Here is a 16,469-nt window from a genome sequence, read left to right as displayed (position 1 = left end):
CCGGGTACCCGGTCGTCCGGCCCTTCCCGGGGTGGTACACACTTCTCTCAATCATTGAGATTGTTAATGGTCAAGTCATAGTTCGGAGACCCGATGCCCCGCGCCCCCCGCCGGACCCGCTTCCTCGTCCCCCTGGTCCTGCTCCTCGTCTGGCTCGCCGTCGGCGGCGGCCTCGGCCCCTTCGCTGGCCGGCTCGGCGAGGTCTCCACCAACGACCAGGCGGCCTTCCTGCCGCGCAGCGCCGAGTCCACCAAGGTCATCGAGGCCCAGAAGGCCTTCCGCACCTCGGAGTCCGTGCCCGCGATCGTGGTGTGGACCGCGAAGGACGGCGGGGCCCTGGACCCCGGCTCGGCCGCCGGTGCGACGCGGGCCCTCGCCGCGCTCTCCGGCCGCCCGGGGATCGCCGGACCGCCCTCCCCCGCCCTGGCGTCCGAGGACGGGAAGGCGCTGCGGGCCGTCGTGCCGCTCCGGCCCGACCTCGGCGACGCCCTGCCGGACACCCTCGACTCGGTGCGGGAGGCCGCGGCCCCGGTGCCGGGGACGACCGTGTGGCTCGCGGGCCCCGCCGCCACCCAGGCCGACCTCTCCGGCGCCTTCTCCGGCATCGACGGGCTGCTCCTCGGCGTCGCTTTGATCGCGGTGCTGCTGATCCTGCTCGTCGTCTACCGCAGCGTCCTGCTGCCCCTGATGATCATCGTGGGCGCGGTCTTCGCCCTCGGCCTGGCCTGCGCGATCGTGTACGTGCTCGCCGACGCCGACCTGGTCAGGGTCGACGGCCAGGTGCAGGGCATCCTGTCCATCCTGGTGATCGGCGCCGCGACCGACTACGCGCTGCTGCTCGCCGCCCGCTACCGGGAGGAGCTCACCGCTCCGGGCGCCGACCGCTTCGCCGCCATGCGCAAGGCCCTGCGCCGCTCCGTCGAGCCGATCGTCGCCAGCGCCGCCACCGTCGCCCTCGCGCTGATCGCCCTGCTCGCCAGCGACCTGTCCAACAACCGGGCGCTCGGCCCGGTCGGCGCCATCGGCATCGTCTGCGCCGTGGTCAGCGCGCTCACCTTCCTCCCGGCGGCCCTGGTCCTCACCGGCCGCGCCGCCTACTGGCCGGCCCGCCCGAAGACGCTCCCCGAGGGCGCGGACCCCGAGGCCCCCCGGGGCGGCCAGGCCCTCTGGCACCGCATCGCCGGCGTGGTCGACCGCGCGCCCCGCAAGGTGTGGGCGATCACCCTGGCCGGCCTCCTGGCCTGCGCCGCCTTCGCGCCCGTGCTGAACTCCCGGGGCGTCCCCTTCGACGAGATCTTCGTGAACGACGCGCCGTCCGTCGCCGCGCAGGAGACCCTCGGCCGCCACTTCCCCGGCGGCGCGGGCAACCCCGCCGTGATCATCGCCGACGCCGGGGCGGCGACCCGCGTGGCCGCCGCCGCGCGGGAGGTCGAGGGCGTCGACTCGGCGTTCCCGGTGGACGCGACGGGCCGCCCGGCCCCCGGGAAGCCGCTCGTGGTCGACGGCCGGGTCCGGATCGACGCCACCCTCGCCGACGCGGCCGACAGCGACGCGGCGCGCGAGACGCTCGCCCGGCTCCGTACCGCCGTGCACGCGGTCCCCGGGTCGGACGCCCTGGTGGGCGGCTCGACGGCGCAGCAGTACGACACCCAGCGCACCGCCGCCCGGGACCGCGCGCTCATCGTCCCGGTGGTCCTGGCGATCATCCTGGTGATCCTGGTGGCGCTGCTGCGCTCCCTCGTGCTGCCGCTGATCCTGGTCGTCACCGTGGCACTCAACTTCGCCGCCACCCTGGGCGTCTCCGCCCTCGTCTTCGAGCACGTCTTCGGCTTCACCGGCACGGACTCCTCCGTCCCGCTGTACGGCTTCGTCTTCCTGGTGGCGCTCGGGGTCGACTACAACATCTTCCTGATGTCCCGGGTCCGCGAGGAGTCGCTGCGCCACGGGGTCCGCGAGGGCGTCCGCATCGGCCTGACCGCGACCGGCGGCGTGATCACCTCGGCGGGCGTGGTGCTCGCGGCGACCTTCGCGGCGCTCGGCGTGATCCCGCTGGCGTTCCTCGTGCAGATCGCGTTCATCGTGGCCTTCGGCGTGCTGCTCGACACCCTGGTGGTCCGGTCGCTCCTGGTCCCGGCGCTCGTCCGGGACCTCGGCCCGAAGGCCTGGTGGCCGGGCGCGCTGAGCCGCCTCCCGAAGGAGGGAGGGACCGCACCGGACCACTCGCGGACCTGACCAATCCCCCGGGGCCGCCGCTCCGAACACCCCCAGGAGCAGCGCACCCGAGGCCACGCAGGAGGGCACAGGCGGATGAGAGAGCACGCACGCGTCGGAGGCGGTCCGGTCCCGGACCGGGGCGACGGACTGCCCGAGCTGATGGTCCGGGTGGCCCGGGGGGACCAGGACGCCTTCGCCGGCGTCTTCGACCGGGTCTCCGGCCCCGTCCTGGGCGTGGTCCGCTCGGTGCTGCGCGATCCCGCGCAGTCCGAGGAGGTGACGCAGGAGGTGATGGTCGACCTCTGGCGCTCCGCCGCCCGCTACCGGCCGGACCGGGGCTCCGTCCTGAACTGGGCGCTGACCCTCGCCCACCGCCGGGCCGTGGACCGGGTGCGCTCCGAGCAGGCCGCCTCGGACCGCGCCCGGCGGGTCGCGCTGCTCGACCACAGTCCCGCGTACGACGAGGTGACCGAGGAGGTGGAGAGCCGTCTGGACCGCGAGCGGGTACGGCGCTGTCTGCAGGGCCTCACCGAACGCCAGCGGCAGTCCGTCACCCTGGCCTACTACCGCGGTCTGACCTACCGTGAGGTCGCGGAGCTGCTCTCGCTCCCCCTGGGGACCGTGAAGACCCGGATGCGCGACGGGCTCATCCGGCTCCGCGACTGCCTGGGGGTGACCGCGTGATGACCACCGACGAGCTGCACACGCTGACCGGTGCCTACGTCCTCGACGCCCTGGAGACGGACGAGGAGCGGGAGGCCGTCGAACGGCACCTCGCCCAGTGCGACCCGTGCGCGCACGAGGTCCGCGAGCTCTCCGAGACGACCGCGCGCCTCGGCCTCGCCGTCGCCGCGCCGGTCGACCCGGCCCTGCGCGCCGAGGTCCTGCGCCGGATCCCGGACGTCCGCCAGCTCCCGCCCCCGACCCGGTCCGTGGGCCGGTCCGCGGGCGGCCTCGGAGGCCTGCGGCGGCTGCCCCGCTGGGCGCTCGCCGCCTCGGTCGCCGGTCTGGTGGCGCTCGGCGGCGTCGCGGGCTGGCAGTACGAGCGCGCGGAGGAGGCCGACCGGCGCGCGGCCGTCGCGGAGGAGCGCGCGGAGGCCGTCGCGGTCGTCCTCGCCGCGCCCGACGCCCGGGTCTCCACGGCCCGGCTCGCGGACGGCGCGGTGGGCACCCTCGTCCACTCCCCGTCCCTGGACCGGGCGGTGTTCGCCGCGGCGGGGATGCCGGCGCCGCCGCCCGGGAAGGTCTACCAGCTCTGGTACGACGACTCCGGGACGATGCGGTCCGCCGGTCTGATGACGCCGGACGCGGAGACCTCGACGGTCCTCCTGGAGGGGCCGGCGAACCGCTCGGCCGGCATCGGCATCACCGTGGAGCCGGAGGGCGGCTCGCCCCGTCCGACCTCGGACCCGGTGGCGACGATGGCGATGCCGACGGCCTGAGGCGGCGGGGTGCGGCGGCCACGGCCCGGGGGCGGCCGCCGCGCCCCGCTCACGGCGTCCCCGGCGTCCCGGTGGGCGCCGGCGGGGCCGGGCAGGCCACCGAGCCCGGCTTCACGGACAGCTTGAGCTTCGGGGTGGTGAGGAGGCCCGGGAGCTGGAAGTCCTGGGCGGTGCCCGTGATCCGGTCGAACTTGGCGTAGCGCGCCTGGATGCCGAAGCGGTGCTGGGGGCTGTTCAGCGGGTTGTCGACGTACGCCCCGGAGGAGTCCTTGACGGTCTTCACGTCGGCGCCGTTGGTGTTGAGGTCGACGATGCCGTCCATGTCGAGGACGCCGGTGGCGTTCTTGAGGTCGAGGACGGTGTTCTTGGTCCTGATCTCCCAGGAGCCGGGGTTGTCGTCGCCGAGGGTCAGCATCAGGGTGTACGTGGCTCCGCCGATCTGCTGCTTCTGGCTCAGGCAGAGGCCGTTGATCATGCCGTCCGCGAAGCCCATGCGGAGCACCCGCACGGTCCCGGCCGAGCCGTCGGGCCGCACGACGGCCTGGTCGACGACGGCGGCGCCGTACTGCGTCCCGTACAGGCTGCTGGTGGTGAAGTCGACGGGCCGGTCCTGGATCTTGAGGCCGACGGCGAGGGCGCCGCTCGCCATGGCGGTCCCGAGGCCGCCGGCGGCGAGGAGCGCGGGCACGGCGACGGCGAGGGACCGGCGCCAGTGGGTGCGGCCCTCCTCCGGAGCGGCTTCCCCCGGGCCGGTGACGTGTCCTTCCGGGCTGTGGCGTTCGGGGCTCATGGCGAGGTCACCGTGATGGTTCCGGGGAGGTGGACGGGGTTGTCGGTGGAGTTGAGGGCCGCGTGGTCGTCGACGGTCCGGATGGCGTAGATGTCCCCGGCGAAGTCCTCGGCCCCGGCGGTGAGCGGGATGAGGGAGCCGAAGAAGTCGAGGAGGCCCTGCACCCCGCAGATCTTGACGAGGACGCGGAGGCAGACGTTGGTGATGTTCCCCCACATCGTCGTCGTCTCGGGCTTGCCCGCGCTGTCGTAACCGCCGAGCGAGCCCTCGTTCGGCACGTCGATGGTGACGGTGTGGCCGTTCGCCTTCTGGACCACGTTCATGTGCGAGCGGATCTTGAGCTTGGTGAAGGTGTACTGGTTGGTGGTCCGGGTCGTGCCGTCGGAGAGCCGGATGGTGACGTTCTTGTCGACGGTCAGCGAGACGGCGACCATGCTGTCGATGGTGACGCGCAGCGGGTCCGGGGCGGGCAGGAAGGGGACGCCGAGCGGCTGGACCGCGGCGGGCGCCCCCGAGGCGCTGCCCGGCTGCCCCGACCAGACGGCGGTGGCGACGGCGAGCACCAGGGAGGTGCTCACGGCCAGCGACTTCCGCCGCGCCCCGCCCCTTCCGCGCGGCCCGGCCGTCACCCTTCCACCGCCCTGCGGCGCGGGCGCTTGGCTCCCCAGCCCACCAGCATGGAGCCGCCGAGGACGCCGAGCGCCATGCCGAGCAGGAAGCCGCCCAGGTTGGAGACGACGAGCGAGACGACGGCGAGGACCGCGCCGATGAGCCCGAAGGTGTACCGCTGGGCGGGCAGCGCCATCGGGATGAGGCCGCACAGGATCATCCCGCCGCCGACGAGGTAGCCGGCGATCCCCCCGAAGCCCGTGCTCACGATCAGCTGGAGCGAGCTGAGGGAGAACTTGAGGACGGTCCAGCCGCCGGCGACCAGCCACACCCCGCCCCAGAAGGGGCGGGTGCGGCGGAAGGCCCCGAACCACGCCCACGCGGCCTTCGCCCGGCTCAGCACGTCGTGGCCGTTCCGGGAACGACCTTGATCTTCAGGTCGGGCAGGACGAGCGCGCCCGCCATCTCGGCGTCGTACGAGGTGGCGTTGAGGCCGTGCAGCTTGATGGAGCTGCCGCCCTCGCCGCCCGCCGAGCCGAGTCCGAAGCCGCCGGGCTGCGCGCCCGTGAGGGGCTTGCCGGCGACGGTGACCTGGTCGGCGGACTGACCGAGCACCGCGTTCTGGAGGGTGGTGGGCCCGTACGCCTGGAGTTCGGTGGCCTGGATGTAGAGGTTCGAGGCGTCGATGTCGGTGGTGAAGGTCCCGGGCGGGGTGGCCGTCACCTTCTGACCGCCGGTCAGGAGCAGCGAGTACGGGACGCCGGCGATCTTCTGGTGGACGATCCCGCACAGTCCGGCGAGCCCGGCGCTCGCGAAACCGACGCGCGCCATGGCGGTGTTGGTGGTCGTGGTGCCGTCCGGGCGTCCGACGGCGGGGGTGTTGACGATGGCGCCGAAGCCGCTGCCCTGGACGCCGTTGGAGGTCAGGGTGAAGGGCTCGCCGGTGACGCTGAAGTTGGCGGCCAGCGCCCCCTGGGCGAGCGCCGTGCCGAGGGCCCCTATGGCCAGGGCCGAGGGGACGAAGGCGAGGGCGCCGCGTCCCCAGCGGGTGCCGCGGCGGGTGTCGTCGGCGGCCTCGGCCAGCATCCGGGTGTTCCAGTCGGCGGCGGCGCGGGCCCCGGCCGTGCGCATCCGGGTGAAGGACTTGCCGAGCCCGCGGGCTCCGGAGAAGAGGTGGTTCATGCGGATCCGCTCCCAACGGGCACGGGGGGTACGGGGGTTTCGGCGGCCTTCCGGTGGCGGCGGAGGAGACCGCCGGTCCGCCCGGCGGGCTTCTCGGGGAGCCAGGCGAAGGCCATGGAGCCGCCGAGGACCGAGAGGACCATGCCGACGAAGAGGCCGCCGAGGTTCGACAGCGGGAAGGAGGCGACGCCCGCGATGACCGCGAGCACGCCGGCGGTGTGGCGCTGGCTCGGCAGCAGGAGGATGAGCAGGGCCATCGCCATGAGGACGACCCCGCCCGCCATGCCCGCGATCCCGCCGACGCCGACCTGGAGGATCTTGCCGAGGGGGGCCATCGGCAGGAAGAAGATGACGAAGCCGCCGATCCCGGTCCAGACGGCCGCCCAGAAGGGCCGGGTGCGGCGCCATTGGCGGAACGCCCCGCGGGCGCCGCGCGGGCGCGCGGTCCCCTCGACGGAGGCGGGCTCCTCGGCCGGCCGGGTCGGCTCGGGCGGGTCGGTCGGCGGATCGGTGCTCATGGAGGCCTCGCAGCGGCGGTTCGGGGAGGGACGGGAAGGGGGCGGGGGCGAGGGCGGGGGGCCCCGCGTCTCCGGAAGGACCCGGAAGGCCCGGAAGGCCCGGAAGGTTCCGGAAGGTTCCGGAAGGCGCGGGGCCCCGGCCGGTGGCGGCGGTGCGCCGGGGCCGTGCGGCTCAGCAGCCCTTGTCGCCGTGGGCGATGCCGATCGCCAGGTCGGGCAGGGTGATCGCGCCGGAGATCGTGGCGGCGTTGGCGTCGGCGTTGAGGTTCTTGATGTCCGTCCGGCCGCCGGTGGCGTCCAGGCCGAACTGGCCCGGGGTGCCGTCGGTGATGCCGGTGCTCTTGATCCCGGCGCTGTCGGCGGCGGCACCGATGACGTTCGGGCTCCCGTCGGCGGCGTGCAGGGTGGCCGTCGACGCCTTGAGCGCCTGGGCGTCGAGGACCAGCTTGTTCGCCTGGAGCCCGGCACCGGCCACGAGCTGCTCGCTGGTGAGCGGGGTCGCGGCGGCCGGTGAGGAGATGTTGAGCGACCAGGTGCCGAGGCTGCCGATCACCGGGAGGTTGACCGACTGGACGGCGTGGACGCAGATGCCGTCCAGGCCCGCCTTGGCGAGGCCGACCTCGGCAGCGCCCTTCGGCCCGCCCGCGTCGACGGTGTGCATGACCGCGCCGATGCCCTGCGGCGCGGCCACCGTCTTGGAGCTGAGGGTGAAGGGGACGCTCGTCAGCGAGAGGTTCGCGGCGAGGGCGCCCTGCACCATCGCCGTGGCCATGGCGCCGATCGCCACGGTGGCCGGCAGGGCCAGGACCGCCGATCTGCGCCAGCGGGTGACCCCTCTGGTCTCTTCCTGCATGTGCTCTCCAACCGTCGTCCCGCACGCGGCGTGCGGGTGGGGATGTGAACACAGCCGTGCGTCCTCGGCCGGATGGTCGGAGACGGGTGACACTTTGCGGCTGCTTGTTCGAGAATTGGACACTCTCTTGTGGAGTGTCAACACTTCGGACAATCCTCGGAAGAATTCCTCTGGACTAGGCTTGCCCGATGCCACGGTTCAGGGAGACGGTCCGGACACTGCTGCGCGAACGCCTGCTCGACGCGGCGTACGAGGCGGTCGCGGAGCGCGGCTTCGACAAGCTGCGCATGGCCCACCTGGCCGGCGCGGTCGGCGTCAGCCGGCAGACGCTGTACTCGGAGTTCCCCTCCAAGGAGGCGGTCGGCGAGGCCCTCTTCCGGCGCGAGCTGGAGCGCTGCCTCGTCGGCATCCAGGCGGGCCTGGACGCGCACCGGGACGACCTGCGCGCGGCCGTCGAGGCCGCCGTCGGCTTCACGCTCACGCTGGCCGGCCGGAACCCGCTGATCAGGGCCATGCTGACGAGCACCGGCGAGGACGGACTGCTCCCCTATCTGACGACCCGGTCCGCGGCCGCGTTCGCCACGGCCACGGCCATGGCCGACGCGTACGTCACGGAGGCGTGGCCCACCGTCGATCCGGTGGCGCGCGAGCTGGCCGTGGACGCGGCGGTGCGGCTGACCGCGAGCCACATCGTGCAGGCCACGGCGTCCCCGGAGGAGTCGGCCCGACGCGTCGCGGACACGGTGGTCAGGGTCGCCCTGAGCACCGGCCGCGAGAAGCTCCCGCCGCACGCCCCCTAGGGCCCCGCTAGGGGCTCGGCCCCCGGTACTCCTCCAGGACGGGCCGGTTGCCGATGTCCGGGGACGAGGAGACGGGGAAGGCGCGCACGCCGACCCTCCCCTCGATCCGGTCGATCTCGCCCCAGCCGTACGCCCGCGAGTCGTCCGACAGGTCGGGGTTGTCGCCCAGGTAGAAGAACGCGCCCTCGGGCACGGTCCGCAGTTCGGCCCGCGCCGAGCGGGAGCCCTCCGGGGTGCAGCAGGCGCCCGTGCGGTGGGCCTGCGCGGCCCACTGGGGCGCCGCCACCCGGTACAGGGGTCCCTTGCCGCCCTCCTGGAGCAGGACGCGGAAGGGCTCGTCCGGCGTGGAGACGATCGCGACCCGGTCGCCGGGGAGTCCGATCACCCGCTTGACCAGGAGGGCGTCCTTGCCGGTGGCCCGCAGCAGCACCACGTCGAACCGGCGCGCCTCCCCCGCGGAGCCGGGGGCGGCGAGGACGCGGTCGCCCTGGTGGAGGGTGGGGGCCATGCTGGTGCCGTCGACCCGGATGCCGAGGGCGGTGACGGCCACTCCGGCGAGGAGGCAGAGCAGGACTCCGGTCCCGAGGACGGCGCCGGCCGCCCGGCGCGCGTTCACGGGCGTCGGGTGGGGTCCGGGAGCCGCACGCCACCGGACCGGTCGATTTCGGTCATGGCGGGACGGTAGGCCGGGCGGCGGACGGCGGCTGTGACCGTACCGCTCAGGGTTGTTGACCGGAGGGGCCGGAGAGGCCGGAGAGGCCGGAGAGGCCGAACGGACCGGGCGGGCCCGGAGGAACCGAACCGCACGGCGCTACCCCCGTCCCCTCCCCTGGTACGCGCGGGGCGTCTCGCCCGTCCAGCGCCGGAACGCCCGGTGGAACGCGCTGGGTTCGGAGAACCCGAGCTGCCGGGAGAGCCGCTCGATGGAGACGCGGCCGCCGGCCAGTTCGGCGATGGCGTGGTCGCGCCGCACCTGGTCGCGGAGGCGCTGGTACGTCGTCCCCTCGGCGGCCAGCCGGCGGCGCAGGGTCTGCGGGCTGACGGAGAGCCGGACGGCGAGCTGCTCGGGCGTCGGCACGGGACCGGCGGGCAGGGCGCGCCCGATCAGGTGCCGCACCCGGCCGGTGACCGTACTGCCGTAGTCGGCGGAGACGAGCACGTCGACGGGGGCGCGGCGCAGGAAGACCTTGAGCGCGGCGCCGTCGCGGAGGACGGGTTCGTCGAGGTCCGCCCGGTCGAAGACGGCGGCCGTCCGCCCGGCGCCGAAGACGCAGGGGGCGCCGAACAGGAGGGCGTACTCGTGGGCGTGCCGGGGTTCGGGGTGGACGAACTCGACGCGGCGCAAGCCGATCCTGCGCCGGATCAGCCAGCCGGCGAAGCGGTGGGCGACGAGGACGGTGGACTCGGCGCCGAAGTGGAGCGGGTCGTCGTACCCGGAGACGTCGAACTCCAGCCGGGCCTCGTCGGATCCGTCGGATCCGTCGGCCCCTTCGGCCCCGTCGGCCCCTTCCGCGCCGAAGGCCCCCTCGTCCGGGGCCGGTTCCACGAGCCGGAAGCGCGGTCCGGCGGGGAAGAGGGAGTAGAAGGTCTGGGCGCGCCGGAGGGCCTCGCGCAGGTCCCGGCTGCCGTGGACCACGACGTGGGCCATCATCGCGAAGGTGCCGACCTTGCTGGGCGCGCCGCCGAAGCCGATCAGCTCGTCGTCGAGCGCGGCCCACAGCGTCCTGACGAGCCGGCCGAACTGCTCGGCGGGGACCCGGGCCTGGGGCTCCTCCTCCAGGAGCGCGGTGGGCAGTCCGGCCCGGGCGAGGAGCGGCCCGGCGGCCACTCCGCGCCGCTCGGCACCGAGCAGCGCGGCCCGCACGTGATGGGAACTGACCGATCGTGTCGGCATGCGCGTCGCCTCCGTTCCGGCCGCGTCACGCCCCGGGCTCCCCGAAGCTAGACACTTTCCCCGAGAGATGTCCAGGTTCGGACACTCTACTGAGAACTGTAAGGCTCCTCGGGTCCTTCCCGGACGGGTGAGACGGCGAGCGGGCCACGCCCCGGCGGCTCAGCACGTCAAAGGCTCAGCGGCTCGGCACATCAAAAGCTCAGCGGCTCAGCACCCCAGCGGCTCGGCCACCGCCCGCAGCGCCCCGACGACCGCCCGCACGGAGGGGCGGCGGCCCGCGTCGGCGCGCCAGGTGGCGTAGATGTGCCGCCGCATCTTCTGGCGCACGGGCACGAAGGCGACGCCCTCCGGCACCGGGCGGCCGAGCCGGGGGGTCACGCAGACGCCGAGGCCGGCCGCGACGAGCGCGAGCTGGGTGTGGTGCTCGCCCGCGAGGTGGCCGATGCGCGGCTCGATGCCCTGCGAGCGCAGGGTGAACATCAGCCAGTCGTGGCAGAACTCGCCCTCCGGCCAGGACACCCACTCCTCGTCGGCGAAGTCGACCAGGTCCACCGCCTCGCACCCGGCCAGCGGGTGCGAGGCGGGCAGGGCCACGTCGGCGGTGTCGTCGAAGAGGTGGGCGCGCTCCAGGCCACCGGGCACGGGCGCCCGCTTGTTGCTCCAGTCCAGGACGATCGCGAGGTCGGCGTCGCCGCGCAGCACCGCGCGCACCCCCGGCTCCGGCTCCAGCTCCGTCGTGCGGACCCGGAGTTCGGGGTGACCGGCGCGCAGGGCGGCGAGCGCGCCGGGGAAGAGGCCGCGGGCCGCCGTGGGGAAGCCGGCGAGCCGCACCTCGCCCACGACCCGGCCCCGCTGGGCCTCGATGTCGGCCTGGGCCATCTGGACCTGGGAGAGGATCCGGGCGGCGTGCTCGGCGAGCAGCATCCCGGCATCGGTGAGGCGCACGCCCCGCCCGTTCTTGGCGAGCAGCCGCTGCCCGACCTCGCGCTCCAGCTTGGACAGCTGCTGGGAGACGGCGGAGGTCGTGACGTGCAGCCCGTCGGCCGCGCCGCTGACGGAGCCGTGCCGGGCGACGGCGTCGAGGGTGCGGAGGCGCTCCAGGTTCAACATGTAAGCGATCCTAAGGGAAGGGGTCGAGGAAGTCTCACTTGTCCTAAGCGGTCGTCTCCGGTCACCCTGAGTGTCATGAGCCCCGCAGCCCCGCAGCCCGTCCCCCCGGTCCCTCCCTCCGCCCGTCCCGCTCCTTCCGCCGGGTCGCCCCGGCCCGCTTCCCGCCCACCGCTCGACTGGCGCGTCCGGTTCGGCGCGCTGGCCCTCATCTGGGGCTTCAGCTTCCTCTTCATCAAGGTCGGCACGGAGGGCTTCGCGCCCTTCCAGGTCACCTTCGGACGGCTCCTGTTCGGTACGGCGGTGCTCGCCGTCGCCCTGGTCGTGAAGCGGGACCGGCTGCCGCGCGGCGCCCGGGTCTGGGGCCATCTGACGGTCGCTGCCTTCCTCCTCAACGCGCTGCCGTTCTCCCTCTTCGCGTACGCGGAGCTGACGATCCCGTCGACCCTGGCCGGCATCTGCAACGCGACGACCCCGCTGTGGGGCATGCTGCTCTCCCTCGTCGCGCTCTCCGAGGACCGCCCGACCCGGGTCCGGGCCGCCGGTCTGGGCATCGGCTTCGTCGGCGTGCTGACCGTGCTCGGCGCCTGGCAGGGCTTCTCGGGCCTCGACGTGACCGGTACCACGCTCGCCCTGCTCGCCTCGTTCAGCTACGCGGTCGGCTGGATCTACGTCCGCCGGACGCTGGCCGGCACCGGCGCCTCGAACCTCTCGCTCGCCGGTTCCCAGGTGGGTCTGGCGACGCTGCAACTGGCAGTGGTCACGCCGCTGTTCACGTCGCTGCCGGAGTCGGTGGAGCTCCTGCCGCTGCTCGCCGTGATCGCGCTCGGCGCGCTCGGCACGGGGTACGCGATGCTGCTCCAGTACGGCATCGTCGCGGAGGTCGGCCCGACGACGGCCTCCATGGTCACGTACTTCATCCCGGTCATCGCCACGGCGGCGGGCGTCACGCTCCTGGGCGAGCGGCTCGGCTGGAACACCCCGGTCGGCGCCGTCGTCGTCCTGGCGGGCGCGGCCCTCACCCAGACCCGCGCCTCCCGCCGCACGGCTCCCCCGCCCGGAACGACGACTCAGCCCGGAGCTACGACTCCGCCCGGAACGACGACTCCGCCCGGAACGACGACTCAGCCCGGAGCGACGGCCCCGCCCGCCGGAACGACGGCCCCCGAAGCACTGGCACCGGCCCCCGCGCCCCGGGATTCCGCGACCTGCGCCTGAGCCTCCGCATCCCGGGGCGGGGCACGGACCGCGTGCGGACGGCCCCCTACCCGTAACTGCGCGCCGGCGCGGGCCCCGCCGCCCCGGCGACCGCGTCGGCCAGCGGCTCGACGTCCGCGACGGCCAGGCCGGAGACGGTGAGCCGGACGGCCGGCCCGGTCTCCATCCGGAACCGCGCGCCCGGCGCCACCGCCCAGCCCGCCGCGAGGAGCCGCGCGACCGCGCCCGTCTCGTCGGCGACCGGCACCCACACGTTCATGCCGGAGCACCCGTAGGCCCCGACGCCGCGCCGGGCGAGGGCGCGGACGAGTCCGTCGCGCCGCTCGCCGTACGAGCGCGCGACGACGGCCGGGTCCACCGCCTCCGAGGCCCAGAGGTGGGCGACGGTCCGCTGGAGCAGCCGGCTGACCCAGCCGGGGCCGAGCCGCTGCCGCCCCAGCACCCGGTCGACGGTCTCCGCGTCCCCGGTGAAGGCGGCGATCCGCAGGTCGGGGCCGTACGCCTTGGCGACCGAGCGGACGAGGACCCAGTGGTCGGTGCCCCCGGCCAGGGGGTGCAGCGGCTGCGCGACGATGCCGTGCCCGTGGTCGTCCTCGACGAGCAGGACGCCGGGGTGCGCGGCGAGGACCCGCCGCAGCTCCCGGGCCCGTTCCGCGCCGACGCAGGCGCCGGTCGGGTTCTGCGCCCGGTCGGTGACGATCACCGCCCGCGCCCCGTCCCGCCGGATCGCGCGCTCGACCTCCCCGGGGAGCGGCCCCTCGTCGTCGACGGCGACCGGCACCGGCCGCAGCCCAAGCGCGGGCACCAGGTCGAGGAGGCTGCCCCAGCCGGGATCCTCGACGGCGACGGCGTCGCCGGGCCTGAGGTGGACCGCGAGCACGCGCTCGATGGCGTCGAGGGAGCCCGAGGCCGCGCCGACGGGCCCGGCCGGCACGCCGTCCGCGTCGAAGGCGGCACGGGCGAGCCGCCCGAACTCCTCGTCGACCGGGGCCTCGCCGTACATGCCGGGCTGTTCGGCGTACCGCCGCGCGACCTCCGCGAGGGCGTCGCCGAGGGGCGGGAGCAGGGCGCGGTCGGGGCTGCCGTTGCTGACGTCCCGCACCCCGGCGGGCGCCTCGACCCGGATCGAGCCGCGCGCGGTCGTGGCGGGGCGGGGCCGCACCCGGCTGCCGCGCCGCCCGTCCGTCTCGATGACCCCGCGCTCGCGCAGGGTGCGGTAGGCGGCGGCGACGGTGTTGGGGTTCACGCCCAGGGTGGTCGCCAACTCGCGCATGGGGGGAAGGAGTTGTCCGGGCGCCAGAGCACCCGTGCCGACCCCCCGCTCGACGCTGGCGGCGATCTCCGATGCGCGGCGGCCTTCGATCCGATACTCTCCTAGCACAAACACAAGTATGCACTAGTGCAATGGAGTGGGCAACATGAGCGCCACCGTCGAAGGACCCTCACCCACCGACACCGTCTCACCGGTGCCGGTGCGACCCGCCGCCTACACGCCGACCGCCCGGACCGTGCCCACCCGTTCCCGGGAGCGCGCCTCGTACGACAGGGAACTGGTCCACTCGATCCTCGACGAGGCCTACGTCTGCCACCTCGGCTTCGTCCGCGACGGCGTGCCGGTCGTGCTCCCCACCCTCTTCGGCCGGGTCGGCGAGCGCCTCTACGTCCACGGCTCCACCGGCTCGCGGCCGCTGCGCGCGACCGGCGACGGCACGAAGGCCCCCGGCCTGCCGGTCTGCCTGACCGTGACCCACGTCGACGGTCTCGTGCTCGCCCGCTCCGCCTTCCACCACTCCCTCAACTACCGCTCGGTCGTCGTCCACGGCACCGCCCACCGGGTCACCGACCCCGAGGAGCTGCGGGCCGCCCTCGACGCCCTCGTGGACCACGTCGTCCCCGGCCGCTCCGCCGACTCGCGCCCCGCGAACGCCAAGGAGCTCGCCGCCACCGCCGTGATCCGCCTCGATCTCGACGAGGTCTCCGCGAAGGTCCGCACCGGTGGCCCCAACGACGACCCCGAGGACCTCGCCCTCCCCCACTGGACCGGCGTGGTCCCGCTGCGCGGCGGCTACGGCACCCCGGTCCCGGCGGACGACCTCGACCCGTCCGTCGCCCTGCCCGACTACCTCGCCGCGCTCTGACGACGGGCGGAGGGAGGCACGAACCATGCTGATACACCCCTGGGACGCCGCGCACGACGAGGGCGAGTGGCGCGCGTGGCTCTCCCGGCACGACTTCGGCCAGCTCGCCGTCAACGGCCCGCCGGGCGAACCGCCGTGGGTGCAGCCGACGCACTTCCTGTACGAGCCCGAGCCCGGCCCCCACGGTCGCGTCCTGCTCCATCTGGCCCGGCCCAACCCGCTCTGGCGGGCCCTGGAGGCGAGCCCGGCGGTGCTCCTGAGCGTGGCCGACGACTACGTCTTCGTACCGGGCCACTGGACGGCTCCCGAGGGCGCGCCGTCCGAGCACGGCACCCCGACCTCGTACTACGCCGCCGTCCAGCTGCGCTGCACCGCGCGCGTGGTCGACGACCCGGCGGAGAAGGCCGCGCTCCTCAACCGCCAGGTCGCCCACTTCCAGCCGGAGGGCGGCACCGCGCCCGCCGCTCCCGGCGAGGCGCCGTTCGGCCGCCTCCTGTCGGGCATCCGCGTCCTCGACCTCGAAGTGACCGGTGTACGGGCCAAGTTCAAGTACGCGGGCAACAAGCCCCGGGAGGTCCGCGAGCGCGTCGCCCGCCACCTCTCCGACCGGGACGGCCCCGGCGACCGGGAGGCCCGGACCCACCAGCTCCGCCGCCTCGCGAACGGCTGACGCCCCGGGGCCCGCGCCGTGCCGCCGCTACACCGTCACCGCCTCCCGCCGGCGCTCCACCGCCGTCCGCGTCTCCGCGAGGGCGAGGCCGGCGACGGCGGCGAGGAGCAGCAGCGTGCCGAGCACGATCGCGGCGGTGAGCCGCTCGCCGAGGAGCGAGACCGCGATCAGGGCGGCGCTCACCGGCTCCAGGAGCATGATCACGGAGACGGTGGCGGCCCGGACGACCGCCGCTCCGGCGAAGTACAGGGCGTACGCGAGCGCGGTCGGCACCGCCGCCACGTACACGAGGAGGAGCAGCACCCCCACCGGCGTGCCGGTGTGCGGGACGAGCCCCTCCGCGAGCGCCGCGGGCAGCAGCCCGGCCGTCCCGATCGCGAAGGCCCAGGCGGTCGTCGTCAGGGCGTCCGCGCCGCCGCCGTCGCGGCCGAGCCGGCGGGTGAGCAGGGTGATCGCCGCGTATCCGGCCGCCGAGACGACCGCGAGGGCGACGCCCACCGGCCGCACCTCGGCGTCACCGCCGCCCAGGACGAGGACGACGAGCCCGGCGAGCGCCCCGACGACGGCGAAGGACCCGCCCCGGCCCAGGCGCTCGCCCAGGGCGAGGCGGGCGCCGAGCGCGATGAGGACGGGGCCCGCGCCCAGGGTGACGACGGTGCCGACGGCCAGGCCCGTGGCCTCGACGGCGGCGAAGTACGCGCTCTGGAAGACGGTGAGCCCGACGCCGGTGCCGAGGATGCGGACCGCCCTCCGGCGGCGCGGTTCGGCCGGGGCGGGGACGACCGCGCGGCGGGCACGCAGGGCGAGGGCGCCGAGCAGCAGCACCAGGCCGCCTGCGCAGCGCCAGAAGGAGAGGGCGAGGGGACCCATGTCGCTGACGCGGAAGATCAGCGAGGCGGCGGCACCGGCCGTGCCCCAGGCGATTCCGGCGACGATCAGATAGAAGAGGCTGCGCCCGACGGACAGGGCGGATCCCGAGGAGTTCGACACGTGACTTCTCCGTGGAAGACGGAAGGGAAGGGTGGTCGCTGGAC

General features: G+C 74.8%; 18 protein-coding genes. 7 read left to right on the top strand and 11 right to left on the bottom strand.

The window, feature by feature from the left end; genetic code table 11:
* Positions 1-93: 93 nt before the first annotated feature.
* The 3 genes from ACWGSR_RS28025 (at position 94) to ACWGSR_RS28015 (ending at position 3,656) form a co-directional block, all read left to right on the top strand.
* A complete protein-coding gene (locus ACWGSR_RS28025; RefSeq protein ID WP_453570123.1) occupies positions 94-2,232 on the top strand; it encodes an MMPL family transporter in 2,139 nt (712 codons plus the stop codon).
* Positions 2,233-2,307: 75 nt separating this feature from the next.
* Positions 2,308-2,898, top strand: coding sequence for a sigma-70 family RNA polymerase sigma factor (locus tag ACWGSR_RS28020; protein ID WP_366372398.1), 591 nt, complete (start codon positions 2,308-2,310; stop codon positions 2,896-2,898).
* Complete coding sequence (locus ACWGSR_RS28015; RefSeq protein WP_453570120.1) at positions 2,898-3,656, top strand: anti-sigma factor; 759 nt, start codon at positions 2,898-2,900, stop codon at positions 3,654-3,656. The genes ACWGSR_RS28020 and ACWGSR_RS28015 overlap by 1 nt, the downstream gene beginning before the upstream one ends.
* Before the next feature lie 49 nt (positions 3,657-3,705).
* On the opposite strand, the gene ACWGSR_RS28010 is transcribed toward ACWGSR_RS28015, so the two are convergent.
* The 6 genes from ACWGSR_RS28010 to ACWGSR_RS27985 all read right to left on the bottom strand — a co-directional run bounded on the left by ACWGSR_RS28010 (position 3,706) and on the right by ACWGSR_RS27985 (position 7,608).
* Positions 3,706-4,446: a DUF6230 family protein gene (locus ACWGSR_RS28010; protein ID WP_376235675.1), complete on the bottom strand. Its 741-nt coding sequence runs from the start codon at positions 4,444-4,446 to the stop codon at positions 3,706-3,708.
* Entirely contained in the window at positions 4,443-5,024 is a 582-nt protein-coding gene (locus ACWGSR_RS28005) for a hypothetical protein (RefSeq protein WP_376235672.1), read from the bottom strand. Before ACWGSR_RS28005 ends, ACWGSR_RS28010 begins: the two co-directional genes overlap by 4 nt.
* A 47-nt stretch (positions 5,025-5,071) precedes the next feature.
* Positions 5,072-5,458, bottom strand: a complete 387-nt coding sequence (locus ACWGSR_RS28000; protein WP_376235670.1) for a DUF6114 domain-containing protein — start codon at positions 5,456-5,458, stop codon at positions 5,072-5,074.
* Positions 5,452-6,237, bottom strand: coding sequence for a DUF6230 family protein (locus tag ACWGSR_RS27995; RefSeq protein ID WP_453570115.1), 786 nt, complete (start codon positions 6,235-6,237; stop codon positions 5,452-5,454). Before ACWGSR_RS27995 ends, ACWGSR_RS28000 begins: the two co-directional genes overlap by 7 nt.
* Positions 6,234-6,755, bottom strand: coding sequence for a DUF6114 domain-containing protein (locus ACWGSR_RS27990; RefSeq protein WP_453570112.1), 522 nt, complete (start codon positions 6,753-6,755; stop codon positions 6,234-6,236). Before ACWGSR_RS27990 ends, ACWGSR_RS27995 begins: the two co-directional genes overlap by 4 nt.
* A 172-nt stretch (positions 6,756-6,927) precedes the next feature.
* Positions 6,928-7,608, bottom strand: a complete 681-nt coding sequence (locus tag ACWGSR_RS27985; protein ID WP_366372391.1) for a cholesterol esterase — start codon at positions 7,606-7,608, stop codon at positions 6,928-6,930.
* Positions 7,609-7,796: 188 nt separating this feature from the next.
* Here ACWGSR_RS27985 and ACWGSR_RS27980 point away from each other — a divergent pair, with 188 nt between their 5' ends.
* A complete protein-coding gene (locus ACWGSR_RS27980) occupies positions 7,797-8,408 on the top strand; it encodes a TetR/AcrR family transcriptional regulator (protein WP_376235662.1) in 612 nt (203 codons plus the stop codon).
* A 7-nt stretch (positions 8,409-8,415) separates the two neighbouring features.
* On the opposite strand, the gene lepB is transcribed toward ACWGSR_RS27980, so the two are convergent.
* The 3 genes from lepB to ACWGSR_RS27965 all read right to left on the bottom strand — a co-directional run bounded on the left by lepB (position 8,416) and on the right by ACWGSR_RS27965 (position 11,412).
* Positions 8,416-9,024 carry a signal peptidase I gene (lepB, locus tag ACWGSR_RS27975; protein WP_376235659.1) on the bottom strand — a complete coding sequence of 203 codons (609 nt, stop codon included), beginning with the start codon at positions 9,022-9,024 and terminating at the stop codon, positions 8,416-8,418.
* A 195-nt stretch (positions 9,025-9,219) separates the two neighbouring features.
* Positions 9,220-10,302, bottom strand: a complete 1,083-nt coding sequence (locus tag ACWGSR_RS27970; protein WP_453570108.1) for an AraC family transcriptional regulator — start codon at positions 10,300-10,302, stop codon at positions 9,220-9,222.
* A 207-nt stretch (positions 10,303-10,509) separates the two neighbouring features.
* On the bottom strand, positions 10,510-11,412 hold the full coding sequence (locus ACWGSR_RS27965; RefSeq protein ID WP_366372387.1) for a LysR family transcriptional regulator: 903 nt from the start codon (positions 11,410-11,412) through the stop codon (positions 10,510-10,512).
* Positions 11,413-11,487: 75 nt separating this feature from the next.
* On the opposite strand from ACWGSR_RS27965, the gene ACWGSR_RS27960 reads away from it, so the two are divergent.
* Positions 11,488-12,627, top strand: a complete 1,140-nt coding sequence (locus tag ACWGSR_RS27960) for a DMT family transporter (RefSeq protein ID WP_453570106.1) — start codon at positions 11,488-11,490, stop codon at positions 12,625-12,627.
* A 46-nt stretch (positions 12,628-12,673) separates the two neighbouring features.
* On the opposite strand, the gene ACWGSR_RS27955 is transcribed toward ACWGSR_RS27960, so the two are convergent.
* Positions 12,674-14,008 carry an aminotransferase class I/II-fold pyridoxal phosphate-dependent enzyme gene (locus tag ACWGSR_RS27955; protein WP_453570103.1) on the bottom strand — a complete coding sequence of 445 codons (1,335 nt, stop codon included), beginning with the start codon at positions 14,006-14,008 and terminating at the stop codon, positions 12,674-12,676.
* 37 nt (positions 14,009-14,045) lie between these two features.
* Between ACWGSR_RS27955 and ACWGSR_RS27950 the strand changes: the two genes are divergently transcribed.
* Together ACWGSR_RS27950 and ACWGSR_RS27945 are read left to right on the top strand one after the other, a co-directional pair.
* Complete coding sequence (locus ACWGSR_RS27950; RefSeq protein WP_453570100.1) at positions 14,046-14,765, top strand: pyridoxamine 5'-phosphate oxidase family protein; 720 nt, start codon at positions 14,046-14,048, stop codon at positions 14,763-14,765.
* 25 nt (positions 14,766-14,790) lie between these two features.
* Entirely contained in the window at positions 14,791-15,435 is a 645-nt protein-coding gene (locus ACWGSR_RS27945) for an FMN-binding negative transcriptional regulator (RefSeq protein ID WP_453570097.1), read from the top strand.
* Positions 15,436-15,462: 27 nt separating this feature from the next.
* Here the strand turns inward: ACWGSR_RS27945 and ACWGSR_RS27940 are convergent, their stop codons facing one another.
* Positions 15,463-16,425: a DMT family transporter gene (locus ACWGSR_RS27940; protein ID WP_453570094.1), complete on the bottom strand. Its 963-nt coding sequence runs from the start codon at positions 16,423-16,425 to the stop codon at positions 15,463-15,465.
* Between the last annotated feature and the right edge of the window lie 44 nt (positions 16,426-16,469).

This window comes from Streptomyces sp. NPDC055632, from assembly GCF_053618675.1.
This window is presented reverse-complemented; position numbering and strand designations above follow the sequence as displayed.

Excerpts from the sequence above, each read along its gene's own strand:
- ACWGSR_RS27985 (WP_366372391.1), bottom strand. The coding sequence starts at position 7,608 with ATGCAGGAAGAGACCAGAGGGGTCACCCGCTGGCGCAGATCGGCGGTC.
- ACWGSR_RS27945 (WP_453570097.1), top strand. The coding sequence starts at position 14,791 with ATGCTGATACACCCCTGGGACGCCGCGCACGACGAGGGCGAGTGGCGC.
- ACWGSR_RS27965 (WP_366372387.1), bottom strand. The coding sequence starts at position 11,412 with ATGTTGAACCTGGAGCGCCTCCGCACCCTCGACGCCGTCGCCCGGCAC.
- ACWGSR_RS28020 (WP_366372398.1), top strand. The coding sequence starts at position 2,308 with ATGAGAGAGCACGCACGCGTCGGAGGCGGTCCGGTCCCGGACCGGGGC.
- ACWGSR_RS27960 (WP_453570106.1), top strand. The coding sequence starts at position 11,488 with ATGAGCCCCGCAGCCCCGCAGCCCGTCCCCCCGGTCCCTCCCTCCGCC.
- ACWGSR_RS27980 (WP_376235662.1), top strand. The coding sequence starts at position 7,797 with ATGCCACGGTTCAGGGAGACGGTCCGGACACTGCTGCGCGAACGCCTG.
- ACWGSR_RS28015 (WP_453570120.1), top strand. The coding sequence starts at position 2,898 with ATGACCACCGACGAGCTGCACACGCTGACCGGTGCCTACGTCCTCGAC.
- ACWGSR_RS27970 (WP_453570108.1), bottom strand. The coding sequence starts at position 10,302 with ATGCCGACACGATCGGTCAGTTCCCATCACGTGCGGGCCGCGCTGCTC.
- ACWGSR_RS28025 (WP_453570123.1), top strand. The coding sequence starts at position 94 with ATGCCCCGCGCCCCCCGCCGGACCCGCTTCCTCGTCCCCCTGGTCCTG.
- ACWGSR_RS27990 (WP_453570112.1), bottom strand. The coding sequence starts at position 6,755 with ATGAGCACCGATCCGCCGACCGACCCGCCCGAGCCGACCCGGCCGGCC.
- ACWGSR_RS28010 (WP_376235675.1), bottom strand. The coding sequence starts at position 4,446 with ATGAGCCCCGAACGCCACAGCCCGGAAGGACACGTCACCGGCCCGGGG.
- ACWGSR_RS27995 (WP_453570115.1), bottom strand. The coding sequence starts at position 6,237 with ATGAACCACCTCTTCTCCGGAGCCCGCGGGCTCGGCAAGTCCTTCACC.
- ACWGSR_RS27950 (WP_453570100.1), top strand. The coding sequence starts at position 14,046 with ATGAGCGCCACCGTCGAAGGACCCTCACCCACCGACACCGTCTCACCG.